Source organism: Vibrio chagasii, assembly GCF_024347355.1.
Lineage (GTDB): Bacteria > Pseudomonadota > Gammaproteobacteria > Enterobacterales > Vibrionaceae > Vibrio > Vibrio chagasii.
The window spans coordinates 172,504-186,995 of sequence record NZ_AP025466.1 but is presented as its reverse complement, the minus strand read 5'-3'; the positions used below and the strand labels follow the sequence as shown (position 1 = coordinate 186,995).

Here is a 14,492-nt window from a genome sequence, read left to right as displayed (position 1 = left end):
GTGGCTTAGGGATTTGTGTATAAGAGACAGGCTTATAGCTGGCTTTTTAGTTTCTGTAGTTCAGGCTTGTATCGATTTAGAATTCGTACTTAGCTGAAATACCGTAGTTCCTTTCAGCTTGAGAGTTCTCTTTGTAAAGCTCATCATCGCCACGAACGTCATTCCAGCGGTAGTATTCTTCATTAGTTAAGTTGAACACACCACCACGAATCGTCAAATCTTTCATTGGTTTGTAATAAGCCGTTAAATCAACAACCGTTGCGCTTGAGATTTCAACTTGACCAGCGTTACCGCCATTCTCATCATCGAAGTTAATGTCTGACCCAGATTTCTCAGCTGTGTAATTTAACTTAAGACTTGTCCCCCAATTTTGGTTCGGTGCATCGTAGTTCAGACCTAACACAGCGTTCCATGGGTTAACACTGTTTAGCGCATTGCCGTTTCCGTCTTCACCGTCTGTGTATGAGGCCACAAAGTGAGTCGAGATACCCTTTGGTGCACCCACTAGTACATCCCAAAGTAAGGTGTTCGAAAACTCAATACCCTTGATCGTTGCTGACTCTAAGTTAACGTTAGAGAAGTGTTTTGTTCGACCGACTTTTTTCGTTACTACGGTTTCAATGAAATCATCGTAATCACTGTAGTAAGCTGCAATCTCAGACGATGAAGCCTGTGTAATATGACGGTAACCAAGCTCGTACGAGATACTTGTCTCTGACTTAAGATTAGGATTCGGATCATTTACGTATGGGGTTCCATGATTTGCTAGGTTGTCATACGTATAATACAGTTCGTCGAACGACGGCGCCCTGAAGCCTTGGCTAATTTGACCGAATACAGTACCTGCATCAGTAAGCTTGTATGTTGTACCTAAACGGCCTGTTACCGCAGAATCCGAGAAGTCAGTTAGAGATTCGCCAGTGTTTTTACCAGGGTCTGTAGAGAAGTAGTCGAAACGAACACCAGGAGTCACAACCAGTTTATTGTTCATTAGGCTGATTTCGTCCTGAACAAACAAACCAAACTTCTGCTCTTTCGCATCAGGCGTGTACACGTAAAGTTGATCGTCAGTCGCTGGATCTGAGTTGTACTCCATATTGGTGTTACTGATGTCGCTATGTGTATAAGTCGCACCATAAACTAGGTAGTGATTGTTAATCTCTTTGTCTAGTTGAGTCTCTATCTCAAGCTTATCTTCGGTGTAATCGTAATCTTTAACCTGGTTATTCGCATTAGTCGGTCGACCCATCCAATTCGTGCCTGCAGGTTTAAAGCGCTTCGTTACACCATGCTCTTCTTTAGAAATGTACGATACTTTGCTCGTCACAGTGTCAACAATCGCGCCATCTGAAAACCAAATGTGCTTGATTGCGAATCGGGTTTGTTTAGTGTCATCTTCACCAGTGTAGCTATCATAACTAGAGTGGTAGATGTCTGAATCAGAGGTATCTTTAATAAGCTCTGCTAGAAACTCAATGCGATGGCTTTCATTCAGTTGGTATTGAAGTTTTACCAATAGGTTATCTGCTGATGTGTCTTGATTTTCTACTGCGTAGTTCTCTAAATCACCCGAGTTACGAAAGTTTTGAAGCTCTTCACCATCACGGCGAGTATAAGCAACCAGAGTTTCTAAATCGCCAAAACGATTAGCTAATGCAACATGTTCACTGAATGAATTGTCTTCAGAAGAGTAGGAGAGCTTAGCTTGACCGCCGAAGTCTTTGCCATCTTTCAAGAAGTCAGAAGGATCTTTAGTTTCAAAAGCAACAACACCGCCAATTGCATCACTTCCGTGTAAACTTGAAGCAGCACCTTTGATGATTTCGACACTTTTTAACATATCAGGGTCGATAGAAATACCGCTAGAATTAATGAAGGCGTAAGGACCACCATCAAATGAACCAGGTTGCGATGAGCCATCTACAAGAATCTTAACGCGTTTACCTTCCATGCCACGGATATTAATCGTTTGGGCACCTTGGCGAGAGCTTGAGTTCATCGTAACACCTGGCGTGTATTCGAAAATCTCATTAACGTCTTTTGCCATATTCTCTTCAATTTGCTTATCAGAGATGACGGTGACAGAAGCAGCAGTATTGATAAGTGTTTGATTCGTACGAGTCGAAGATACAACAACCTCGTCAAATAGGGCATAATTTTCAGCTAAGGCTGAGGTTGATGAAAGCGCTAAAACGATTGAAGCAGAGAGTAGGGATTGCTTATACATCTGATAGTTACCTTAATTCCATAGTATTATCTTGATTTCGCGAAAGATAATATTGGATCTAAATGATAATTACTATTATTTGCATTTCAATTTATTTGTGTTTTTATCATTAAAAGCTCGGACAAACCGTATAACTCATTGTATTAAACGACCTTTAATGGTTCCATTCACCTGGTGAATGCTTCCATTTTTGTGATCAAAATCTCATTTAGAAAGTAGAAAACTGATGCATAGCCCAATAACACTTGAAGCGTTACACATCCTAGACGCCATCGATAGACGTGGAAGTTTTGCTGCTGCAGCAAATGAAATGGACCGCGCGCCTTCGTCACTCAGCTACCAAATTCAAAAGCTTGAACAAGACTTAGATATCATGATTTTTGACCGCTCTGGCCATCGCGCAAACTTTACAGAGGCCGGTCAATTGATACTTGAACAAGGTAGGGTGATTCTTGGTGCGACAGAAAGGCTCGTCAACGAAGCAAGCATTCTAGCTAATGGGTGGGAGTTGGATTTAACTATCGCTTTTGATGGCATTATCCCGATTGCTAATTTCTTCCCACTTGTCGATGAGCTAGGGAAAATCAGTAAAACGCGTGTTCGTTTACAAGAGGAGATCTTAGCGGGGTGTTGGGAGTCACTCTCAGATGGCCGCGCCGACCTTCTTGTTTGCCCGAAAGTCGATACTATTCCTAATGACCTAAAAAGTGACGTGATTGGTAAAATGGAAATGGTTTGGGTAGCAGCATCCAATCATTATGTTCACAAGCGTTCTGGCGATTTTGACCAAAAGGCTAGAGAAAGTTACAGGGTGATTGCGATCGCAGATACGGCACGCGATCAGCCAGCATTAAGCATCAATATATTAGAGAAGCAGCCGCGTTTAACGGTGACAAGCTTTCCGGCAAAAGTCGAAGCATTAACCAACGGTTTAGGTATTGGCACATTACCTTGTAGTGTTGCTAGTCCATTAATTGAATCTGGTGTTTTAAAGCAGATCGAAGGTACTGAACCCCAGCCAATCGACATCGTTATGGCTTGGCGACGCAATAAAATGGGCGACGCCAAATCATGGTGCATACAACACCTTAAAAAAACATGGTCACTCAAGTAACGGAAGCACCATATCTGCCGTGCCGTCTTCAAAACAGATGTCTAGTTTGAAACCAAGTTTTTGAGCTAGTGTCAGCATTCCTCTATTGGTTGGCATCGTCATTCCCGACATCTGTTTAGTCTGCTTGGCACGGCAGTAATCAATAACCTTAGTCATAAGAATTCGACCTAAACCTACGCCTTTAAGATCAGAGCGAATTAATATCGCGAATTCGGCATCCGTATTCTCTGGGTTGATCAAAGCCCGAGACACGCCAATGATTGCCGGTACGCATTGCTCTTCACGCACCACAACAAAAGCAATCTCTCTATCGAAATCAATCTGAGTGAAATTAGCTAACGCTTCATGATTGAATTCACCCACATCACTAAAGAAGCGTTTGTAGAGATCCTCTTTTGAGACTCGGTTAATGAAGTCGGCATGAAGTGGTTCGTCTTCAGGAAGAATAGGGCGTAGCAGTACTTCTGTGCCATCTTTTAACTGGATACGTTCTTCAAGCTCTACAGGGTATGGGCGAATCGCCAGTCTTTCTTGTGGATCCCCCTCGTAAGCTTTCAATATGATATCGGCATCCAATATCGTGAACTTATCGCCATTCGCAAGTACTGGATGTATATCCAGATCGTATATTTCAGGGCAATCAACCACCATTTGAGAAATACGAACCAGCAACTCAGACAAGCCTTCTATATCAATAGGATTAGGGAGCTTTTGTAAGCGAATCTTGCCACTCTTTATCGCTCGAATGATCAAGTAACGAGCCAGCGTCATGTTAAGCGGAGGGAAAGCAGCTGCCGCATCAATCGACTCATCCCATTCGGAACCGCCTTGACCGAGTAGAATAATAGGGCCGAACGTTTCATCGGTTGTAACTTTCACGCGAAGCTCTTGTCCGCCTGCGAGTTTCGCCATGCCTTGTACCAGCAAGCCATGAATATGTGCTGTAGGAAACGACAATTGAGAACGATCAAGAATCGCTTGAGCCGCATTTGCGACTTCACTGCTGTTTCTTAAATTAAGCATTACGCCTTGAACGTCAGATTTATGCGCGATATCTGGTGAGCGGAGTTTAACTGCGACAGGATAACCAATCGTTTCTGCAATATGTACCGCTTCACTAGGATCTGAAGCGATCCAAGTAGGCAGCACATCTAGGTTGAAGTGTTTGAAAAACTGACTGTTTTGATGGGTATCAAGGCTAACTGTATCTTTATCCAGTAATTGGCGTTCTATCCAATTTCTGGCATCGGCTAAATCTTCAATATGGACTTTCTCAGCCGTGGTTGGCGTCTCCATAAGCTGACGTTGGTTGCGTCGGTACTCGACCAAGTGCATGAATGCGACAACAGAGCTCTCTGGTGTTCGATAGGTTGGAATACCAGCTTCAGTGAACAGCTTTCTAGCAGGCCTTGCCGTAAGCTCACCAGACCAATTGGTAAGAATATTGAATCGCTTATGGCGAGGGTGCTTTTTAATCGCTTCGATGATGCGCTCAGCAGTTTGAGCAGAGTGTGCGATAGCAGAAGGGCTATGCATGATGAGAATAGCATCTGCCTCATCACCATCGAGCAGTGTGTTAATCGTATCAATATAACGTTGATCACCTGCATCACCCACAATATCGATAGGATTGCTATGTGACCAACTTGAAGGTAGCACTTTATTAAGCTTTTCAAGCGTCTCTTCCGATAACTCAGCGAGTTTGCCGCCACGTTCGAATAACGTATCAACAGCCATAATCGCAGGGCCACCACCATTCGTGACAATCGCCAGTCGCTCTCCACGTAATGGGACCGAGTGAGTCAAAGTTTCTACGGCAGCAAACAGTTCGTGCAGGTTCTTAACTCGCAGCATGCCACTACGACGGATAGCCGAGTCGTAAATAATATCGAGCGTATCCGCACCACCAGTATGTACCATTGCTGCAGCTCGGCCTTTGGCGGTCCGGCCACCTTTTAACACTAGTATTCTCCGGTTACGTGAGGCGGCTCGGGCAGCTGAAATGAAACGTCGTGCGTCTTTAATGCTATCTACATAAAGCAATATCGCTTCAGTATGGGAGTCGGTACTCAGGTAATCCAACAGTTCAGAAAACTCGATATCCGTGCCGTTACCAATTGAGATAAAAGCAGAGAAACCGATCTCTTTATCATTCGCCCAATCAAGTATCGTGGTACACACCGCTGCAGATTGAGAAACAAACGCAATCTTGCCGGGTAGTGCGGTAACAGGAGAGAAGGATGCATTGAGATTAAGCCAAGGGATTATCACGCCTAAACTGTTTGAACCAAGCATTCTTATATTGTGCTTTTTCGCAATCGCTAGGCATCTTGAATCGTATGTTTCACCGTTATCAATCGGCTGTTGCATGTCTGAAGATAGAACAATGACAGACGCAATGCCTTTCTCCGCTAACTCCTCAAAGATAGCTATATTGCGAGTCGCGTTGGTACAAAGAATCGCAAGATCAGGGACGATCGGGAGCGACAAAATGTTTTTGTAGGAAAGTACACCCGCCACCGAATCATATTTGGGCGTAACTGGCATTACCGCCCCCTTAAAATCCCCATGCAAAAGATTATTCATAACAATGTAGCCTGCTCGATTTTCTCGCTGAGAAGCACCAACAACGGCAATCGAACGGGGTTTCAGTAGGGGATCAAGATGATTCATAGACATATCCTAGCAATGCACGTAGGTTCATCGTAACTTACTTTTCGATGACAGGTTGATGGCAAATTCACCGAATTAAGATGAATAAGCAAACACTGCATTAAGTTTGTGAAATAGGTCACCCACTAATGGTGTATAATCTCAAAGTTAACTTGATTCTAAACCGACGTATCGGCATGATTTATAGTAATTATTATTAAGGATATAGAGCTTTCCATGAAAAAAATTGCAATTGCGACTTTGCCACTGCTCTTGGCTGCGTGTGTATCTGAAAACTACATCACGGATGTGACTTCAGATAGTTATCAAGAAGAGTACAAAACTGCCAAAGTTGAAGCTCCAGTTGTGTCTCAATCACAGCAATCAGGCGTTGTTGAAGAGAATGTTGTTAACGTTATCAGAACAGAACCTGTTGAGCAGAAAGTCACTCAAACAACTCAGGCTAAGGCAGTTGCGGCAGTGAAAGGTCCAACTAAGAAGCAACAAGACATGAACCAGCGTTTTGGTTACACAGTTCAAGTTGTTGCGGTTGGCAGCCAAAGCAAAGTCGACTCTTTCGTGAAAATGCTACCAACGACTTCTCAGCCAGTTTGGGAAAACTACAAGATGGTCAACGGCACTAAGTGGTTCACGGTACTTTACGGTGACTACGCAACGCGTTTAGAAGCGAAAAAGGCTATCTCAACACTACCGAGTTCACTTAAAAACTTGAAGCCATTCGTGAAGAGTATTGATGACATCAAGAACTCTGAATACCCAACGCTTAACAAGTTAAACTAAGTTTTGAATCATAAAGAAGGAGCAAATGCTCCTTCTTTTGTTTTAAGACGAACCGTTTTGTCTAATAGTTAATCGCTCGTTCTTTCGGACGCAATTTTAACAATCAAAACACTGTACCTATTTCGACTTTTGTTTATCATTGAAGTCAGTATTCCTAGTTTCAAGGACCGAATTTACCCATGAACACCACAAACATTCTTCTACTATGCGGCGGTGGATCTTCAGAGCACGAAGTGTCTTTAGTTTCAGCCAATTACCTTTTTGATCAACTTAAGAGCGTTGAAGACTTTAACGTTGTAAGAGTTGAGATTAAGAGCGAAGGCTGGTGTCTAGATTCGGGCGAATTAGTATATCTTGATATCAATAATCAAACGCTACGTGGTGATGATCTAGAATCAAAAGTTGATTTCATCGTTCCATGTATTCATGGTTTCCCAGGTGAAACCGGTGATATCCAATCACTGTTCGAAATGGCGAAAATCCCGTACTTAGGCTGTGGTTCTGAAGCTAGCAATAACAGCTTCAACAAAATTACGTCAAAGCTTTGGTATGACGCACTGAGCATTCCAAACACGCCATATCTATTCCTATCTGACAATACAGACGAAGCACATTCACAAGCAACTCAAGCTTTTGAAAAGTGGGGCAAAGTATTCGTGAAAGCGGCACGCCAAGGCTCTTCTGTTGGCTGTTATCAAGTCAATCAAATGGAAGACTTGAGTGAAGCGATCAACAAAGCATTTACTTATTCAGATCAAGTGCTTGTTGAAAAGTCAGTGGTGCCAAGAGAGCTGGAAGTTGCGGCTTACGAAATCGACGGCCAGCTGCACATCAGCAAGCCAGGCGAGGTGATTGCACCGAATGGCGCATTCTACTCTTACGAAGAAAAATACAGCGCAGATAGCCACTCGATCACAGAAGTTGAAGCAAGTAATCTTACTGATGAACAACGTCAACTGATTGCGGACAGCGCTCGCAAAGTGTTTACACAAATGAAGCTTCGCCACTTGTCTCGCATCGACTTCTTCTTAACGCAGGATAACGAGATCTACCTAAACGAAGTTAATACCTTCCCAGGTATGACACCAATTTCGATGTTCCCTAAAATGGTTGAACACAACGGACATAAGTTCGCTCAGTTCCTAGAAAACTGCGTAAGAACCAGCCTTTCTTAAGGGGATTTTCTGAGGTTTCGTATAACCAATTCACAATAAAAAGCGGCTTGGATTACTCCCAAGCCGCTTTTTTACTTCCGTCTTTTCAATCTATTGACTAGTTGCAATGTCTTACTGCCATGGTGTTAGTGCCTTAAACTTCATTTTTTCACTTTCAGCCGTATTCAAATAACCTACATACTGGGCCGGCATTGCAGGGCTAAGCCAACGTCCAAAGTCCTGAATCTCTCTTATCTTTAGCCCTTGTTTAGAAAGCTCTTGCGCCGCGCCAACTCGTATCGAATTCCCTGAAAAGTGATGATTTTCTGCCAAACCGAGTAAGTCACTAGCACGCCTTAGTATTCTATAGATTGATGAATCATCTAGTGGTTGAAGGCCAATATTTTCATGCTTATCAATTGCCCGAAACAGAGTTAACCCATCTTCGAGCCCTGTAAAACTGAGCCAACGTTCAAGTGAAGAACTTGCAGCTGGTGAAAGCTTGTAAAGCGAGTCTTTGATCGCGATTTCATAAACACCATCGACACTCTCAACATCGCTCGATGATAATGACTTAAGTTCCGAGCGCTTTAAAACACACTCGAACATTACGTTATAAATCGCTATGTCACGGATCTCTTTTAGCGTTGCCTTTTCATGTGCAAGCAAGGTGTTTAATTGACTAAGGTGTGAAGATGTCATCGCGTTTGTTTGTTTAGCGTCACCAGCCATTTGAGCTTGTAAATGGAGCAGGGTGAAGCGAACTTGCCTATGCTTAATAGGGTTGGGGAAGTTAAACACAGTATGTAACAAGCTAAGCGTTGCAGTGTAACGTTTTAATGACGCGAACTTTCTATTATTAGACTCAGTTTCTAAAAAACGACGAACTGCAGTAATTGACGCAGGGAGTGTATTGATGCGGAGCTTGGTGCAGAAAGCATGGTAGCGATTCCAGTCACTGTAGATACCCAACAGTGAATTACGAGAATATTGATAACCTGTTAACTCGTCGATAACATCAATCGAAGCTTCTCTGTTTAATTTTTCAACAAACGAATTGATTATCGCAGAGTCCGTTAAAATAGGGACATTTTTTCTCAAATTACCGTACCTCGACAGGTGTTTTTGCCATATTATGCTTGCTATCGTTATTAGTATACTTATGATTAATGCAGTGAAAACAAAAAGATGATCAATTGATATGGCTAATTCAATTTACCGTGGGATCCATCTGCAATCGACCGATTCCACAAACACAATTTGGCGTACTAAATTAAAAAACCACGTTATTCAAGGTAACTTAGCAGCCGTAAAAAAGAGTATCGATTGGTGGATTGATACTGCATCTATTATTGACCCAAAAGAGTTCACAGCATTAAGTAAGTCTAGAGGGACTGGTGGCCAAACTGAAAATTTCAATGGTTACCAAATCAAAAATGACACTGGTGAACCCAACGCATGGTATTGCATGTTTAACGGCCGTCTTATCAAAGGCGGGAAAACGGCAATACAGCGTCATATCGAAGCTTACTTAATCGCTAAACAAAAAGCCGAGCAACAAAAGAAGTAAATTATGAGCCTTGTATATTCAACAGAAACAGGTCGTATTAAACCTGAAGAAGAGAAAGTCCAACGTCCAAAAGGCGATGGTATCGTTCGAATCCAAAAAGAAACCAAAGGCCGTAAAGGCAAAGGCGTTTCTGTGGTAATTGGCTTAGATCTAGATGACGCGCCATTAAAATTAATGGCAGCAGAACTAAAGAAAGTTTGTGGCTGTGGTGGCTCAGTAAAAGATGGCAACATCGAAATTCAAGGCGACGCGCGCGATAAGATCAAAGCGCACCTTGAAAAGAAAGGCTATAAAGTTAAATTTGCTGGCGGTTAATCTCTAACTAATATCAGGGGTAAAATCGAAGATTATTATCACTGGATATTAGGTATTTTATGGTAAATAACCAGTATGGTTAAATACACAGTATAATTTAAAGAATACCGACACTATACAAAGGCAGGGCATCACACAAAGAGTCCTGCCTTGTAAACAACGAATTCAATTTAACATAACGTACATAATACGCAGTAATAAACATTAAAATCTGAGGGGGTTCAGTGCCTTATTCCTGGCAGATTTTACATACGCGCTGCTTAGTTTCATTCGTTTAAGCACTTTTGAATTTGGATACACGTTAGCTCCATATAATTCACACCATTTTCATTACGCCAGTAAAACAACCTTATAGGCTCTAAACCCAGCGCACCTGTTCAAGTCGCCTTTAACCCAATTTCTAATGTTAGAACCATTGCATTGCTTTGTTCACGAAAAAGAAATTCTCATCTGATGTTAACCACTGAATTTTTAAAACGTTTAATTCCTCCTAACTTACAACAATGGCTAAAGATTCCTGTGTGCAAACTTTGTAAGTTATCCTGCTGTTGTGCTTTCAGATTTAACATACACGAATGCTTCAACTACATAACAAAATCTACGTACTTAATTTTATCCATTGTGATGCAATGCTTCCTGCGCTTGGTTGTTTCAAGCTTTAACAGCGGAGACGCCTATACCAAAGCTATCTACGAGCACATTTGAGTCTACAGGTTTGAGCACACTCTTTGGCAAACTGCGCTTCGTACTACCTGTACCTATGAACCTGCGGAGACTTAAGATCTTTAACCTAGCCATTACCAAATCTCGTTTATCACTAGCTATTAGCTCTATGTTCAACGTGACCAGCGCTCAAATCTACAAAAATCGGGCTCCGATCGTGTATAAGTGCCAACAATTCAGGTGTTTGTTTAGTGGTTATCTTCATACGTTCTACTTACTCACTAAAGTTACACACCCTAAAAGTGACAGTGCAACATTGTTGAATTAGAACTAATGAACAGTTTGCTGATGGTCCGCTACTTGGCGAGCTCATAAAGGACGTAGATTCGCTCTAATCACGACAAACAAATCCACTCAAAATTTAACTGTATATTTATACAGTTAAATTTATCTACCCGTAAAAACGGTACTTGCTGAGTAAATTACATTCAAAATCAATGCTCTGAGTTCAATTTTTAAACTTCATCTTGGTCTAATGGCGCAGTTTGCTGTATAACCGTCACTTCTAGAACAGTTTTAGGTATAGCAATTCCAACGATACTAATACTCTAATCTTCGATTACGCCAACTCTAAGGCATTTCGTATTAGGTTCGAATCACGTGTACGGATTAACATCATGAGCGCCAAAGCATTCCGCAAACTCAACATATTCCTCTCGATTTTTTGCTTGGCAATCACCCTATTGTCGCTAGTCTCTTTTGATAAACTAATGAACAAGAGCTACGTCATTAGTCCAGACAAATACCCTACACTCGCCAATACAGACAGAGATCATGATGGCGGTACGGTGGCCTCATTATATCAATCAAACAGCGGAATTGAGTTACAGTGTGACTTTAAGCGAATCTACAGCAAGCCTTTCTGTGAGGTTGAATTCGTTATATCGAAAGAAGGAAAAGGGTTAGATCTCTCTACGTACGACTCGGTAACCATTAACATGGATTACAAAGGACAAGAAAACCCAAGATTTCGCTTCTACATTCGGAACTACAACGAAGGTTATAGTGTGAAAGGCGATGCCATGTCTAACAAGTTCAATCGCTTAGACTTCTCGCTACCTGACGCAAGCCACATTGACTTAGGCTACTTCAATGTCCCTTTCTGGTGGATTGATCATTATAACCGCCCTGTCTCTGATAGCGCGGTAGACATCACGAACGCGGTATCTGTTGAACTCGGGCTTGGTGCTAGCACGCTTGCTGGACATCATTCACTTAATATCTCGAGCATTGTGTTCCACGGTAAAATCATCAGCAAGGCTTTACTCGGTGAGCTTTTAGTTGGGCTATGGGTAATATATGCCGTCTACTATGTCTGTTGTGCTCTACATATCGCTCGACGAAACAAAAGGCGCTTAGCACGGCAACAACGCCATCTAACCCAAGAGATTGAAGAGTTAAAGGTAAAGGCCACAACAGATCCGTTGACTGGCTGCAGAAACAGAACCGAAGCGCTAGATACCTTCTATGATTTCGAATGGTTAGCACAACAAGGAAAAATGATTCACGTCGCGTTGTTTGACTTAGACCATTTCAAACAAATCAACGACCAACACGGCCATGAAATAGGCGACAAAGTTCTCGTTCAGTTTGTCGCTACCACATACGAAACCCTTGGTGAACAGTATTTACTTTATCGCTGGGGCGGTGAGGAGTTTCTACTTGTTTGTCTAGAACAAACAACGCTACAGTGTCACGAATCAATCGATAACTTATACCTTGAAATGGACACAAAGGCATGGCCGAACGGGTTAACTGTGACAGCTTCTACTGGTGTCACACAGCTTAAGCAGGATGAGTCTATACGTTCTGCAATCAAACGAGCAGACAAAGCACTGTATGAAGCAAAGAACAACGGACGAAAACAAGTCGTGACGTTTTGATTCCACCTCTTCGTTTTTCACCTGCGCGTATCTAAGTCCCTTAATGCTCGTCACTTTTGCATGGCAAGTCTTCTAATCTACCTGCTCACTCTAGTGGCTGTGAACCAACTTGTTTTAAGTTCAAACCACACACTTAAATAAATCACTATCCACCTCAACACAAACCTTGTATTTGACGTACTAAAGCCCCCTCAGCTAATGCGTTCTGCTGCACTTGAAGTATGCGTATTTAAGTCTAAACAGCGATAGATGCACAGATCTGTCGCTGAATATCTTAATATCGGTGCTTGTAACAAACACTCCCACATTCAAACCACAAAACCTTACTCATGAGGCTTACCTTAATCTATTCGCTAAGAATTGAATTCACAGCGTCACGATCGTTGAAAAAGCTCGAATATTGAACAACCCATGCCTGGTGACATAAATGCTGACACCGGACATGCCAGTTGTTTAACTTTCAGATCTTACTGTAATTTAATTACAGTTAGAAACCCCAAAAAGCCCTTAAAGTTGATTACTCTGATGTAACTTACTGAATAAACTTAACTTAAGCGTTTTGGATAGGTGAAAATTCAGGACGAATAAAGTGTTGGTATGAACGAGAGAATATACTACAGTGTAATATATTTAGTTATAGTGCATTAAACGCGTAAAAAAGAAGGGCTAATGCCCTACTCTTCTTTATTACTCATTTCTTCACGAATTTGCTCAGCAACGATTTTGATAGCTTGTGCTGTGCTGACACCTTGGGTCATCATTTCTTGAATTCGCTCAACAGCTTTCTGTTGCTCTTCGTGAGAAAGGGTTGGTAAGTCGTTTAGCATGCTCTGCTCCTTTGTTTAGGAGCAGAACTATATAAGGACTGTTAGTAACTAGCAAGGAAATTGATAGATGCACCCATTGCATTTTCGTTTGTGTAGTTAGCACTTAGATCTAACTGAAACAAATTAAGAGGCGACAAACCGATACCCGCTGTGATGGTCCCTTCTGAATCAGAGTAAGCGAGGTTCTTGTAGTACCCTGCCCTTAGCTGCATTTGACGCAATAGGTCAACTTCAGTACCAACACGAATCATCTGCTCATTGTCATCAAACGAAGTAAACTTTTCAGTTTCATTCAAATCGTAATCGACACTTAACGAGAAGTAGTCAGACACGATACCCGCACCTACAGTGTAAACTGGCTCAAGCTGATAAGCGTATTTACCACCAACTTGGTGAGTGGCACCACTTGTGCTGCTAGTTAACGTTCGGGTTGTATCTTTCGTCTCAATATCTCTTGAGAACAAGTTGGTTGCAGCAACACCTACTCGGAACGGTCCGAAGAACCAAAGCGCACCTGCATCCATGTTAAATGCAGTTTCACCATTGCTGTTTTCTCTTACGTCAGAGAGATCGTAATCGTTAACCGATGCAATGTAGTTGTATGTGTAGATGCGTTGAATCTTAGGAGTAATACCAAAAGAGATGTGTTGGCCCATAAAGGTTTGGTATTTAGCAAGAGAAAGGCCAACTTCAGCTACACCAATTGAAACCGCTTCAACAGTAGACAACTCAACTTTGTCCGTATCGGAACCGGTTGTGTAAACATCAGGTGTCGCAAAAGATTCTGTGTAGGCTTTAGCAAATAGGTTTGCAGCAACAAATTGGTTAGGTAGCGCGAACGCCACAACACCACCAAGCTCTACGTTCGCCTGGTTACCATCAAGTTTGTTAAGAGCGGCATCTAAGTCTGCAGTATTTGAAGCGTCAATGACACTATCGATATTCGATTTCATATCGTTAGGATCATTATAATTACCACCAAAGCTAGGTGTAATCATACCCATATCATCATTGCGACGGTAAATGGCAACCAATGCTGGGTTATAGAATGGAGCGGTTAGGAAGTTTGCAGAAACAACACCAACACCACCCATTGCATCACCACGCGCTTCAATGGCGTAGTTTGCTGCTGAAATAGGAAGACTGGCGAATGCAATTGACGCTGCGAGTAGTTTAGTAGTTTTTTTCATGCCGTTTATCTTTGTTAGATCCCTTACATAGTTAAC

General features: G+C 42.1%; 11 protein-coding genes. 6 read left to right on the top strand and 5 right to left on the bottom strand.

Annotated elements, in window-relative coordinates:
• Positions 1 to 76: 76 nt before the first annotated feature.
• Complete coding sequence (locus tag OCV52_RS16750) at positions 77 to 2,227, bottom strand: TonB-dependent hemoglobin/transferrin/lactoferrin family receptor (protein ID WP_137407378.1); 2,151 nt, start codon at positions 2,225 to 2,227, stop codon at positions 77 to 79.
• Positions 2,228 to 2,453: 226 nt separating this feature from the next.
• Here OCV52_RS16750 and OCV52_RS16745 point away from each other — a divergent pair, with 226 nt between their 5' ends.
• Entirely contained in the window at positions 2,454 to 3,341 is an 888-nt protein-coding gene (locus OCV52_RS16745; RefSeq protein ID WP_137407379.1) for a LysR family transcriptional regulator, read from the top strand.
• Here the strand turns inward: OCV52_RS16745 and OCV52_RS16740 are convergent.
• Positions 3,330 to 6,014: a bifunctional acetate--CoA ligase family protein/GNAT family N-acetyltransferase gene (locus OCV52_RS16740; protein WP_137407380.1), complete on the bottom strand. Its 2,685-nt coding sequence runs from the start codon at positions 6,012 to 6,014 to the stop codon at positions 3,330 to 3,332. The two genes, OCV52_RS16745 and OCV52_RS16740, sit on opposite strands and share 12 nt — an antisense overlap.
• 216 nt (positions 6,015 to 6,230) lie before the next feature.
• Here OCV52_RS16740 and OCV52_RS16735 point away from each other — a divergent pair, with 216 nt between their 5' ends.
• On the top strand, positions 6,231 to 6,794 hold the full coding sequence (locus tag OCV52_RS16735) for an SPOR domain-containing protein (protein WP_137407381.1): 564 nt from the start codon (positions 6,231 to 6,233) through the stop codon (positions 6,792 to 6,794).
• A 179-nt stretch (positions 6,795 to 6,973) separates the two neighbouring features.
• Positions 6,974 to 7,969, top strand: a complete 996-nt coding sequence (locus OCV52_RS16730; RefSeq protein ID WP_137407382.1) for a D-alanine--D-alanine ligase — start codon at positions 6,974 to 6,976, stop codon at positions 7,967 to 7,969.
• 111 nt (positions 7,970 to 8,080) lie between these two features.
• On the opposite strand, the gene OCV52_RS16725 is transcribed toward OCV52_RS16730, so the two are convergent.
• A complete protein-coding gene (locus OCV52_RS16725) occupies positions 8,081 to 9,049 on the bottom strand; it encodes a tyrosine-type recombinase/integrase (RefSeq protein ID WP_137407383.1) in 969 nt (322 codons plus the stop codon).
• 100 nt (positions 9,050 to 9,149) lie between these two features.
• Here OCV52_RS16725 and OCV52_RS16720 point away from each other — a divergent pair, with 100 nt between their 5' ends.
• From OCV52_RS16720 to OCV52_RS16710, 3 genes are all read left to right on the top strand, one after another.
• Entirely contained in the window at positions 9,150 to 9,518 is a 369-nt protein-coding gene (locus OCV52_RS16720) for a DUF3319 domain-containing protein (RefSeq protein ID WP_102425134.1), read from the top strand.
• Between the two features lie 3 nt (positions 9,519 to 9,521).
• Positions 9,522 to 9,833, top strand: a complete 312-nt coding sequence (yciH, locus tag OCV52_RS16715) for a stress response translation initiation inhibitor YciH (RefSeq protein WP_137407384.1) — start codon at positions 9,522 to 9,524, stop codon at positions 9,831 to 9,833.
• Positions 9,834 to 11,173: 1,340 nt separating this feature from the next.
• Entirely contained in the window at positions 11,174 to 12,439 is a 1,266-nt protein-coding gene (locus OCV52_RS16710) for a GGDEF domain-containing protein (protein WP_137407385.1), read from the top strand.
• 674 nt (positions 12,440 to 13,113) lie between these two features.
• Here the strand turns inward: OCV52_RS16710 and OCV52_RS16705 are convergent.
• Both OCV52_RS16705 and OCV52_RS16700 read right to left on the bottom strand, forming a co-directional pair.
• Entirely contained in the window at positions 13,114 to 13,266 is a 153-nt protein-coding gene (locus tag OCV52_RS16705; protein ID WP_008224757.1) for a YoaH family protein, read from the bottom strand.
• Positions 13,267 to 13,307: 41 nt separating this feature from the next.
• Entirely contained in the window at positions 13,308 to 14,456 is a 1,149-nt protein-coding gene (locus tag OCV52_RS16700; protein WP_137407386.1) for a conjugal transfer protein TraF, read from the bottom strand.
• Positions 14,457 to 14,492: the final 36 nt, after the last annotated feature.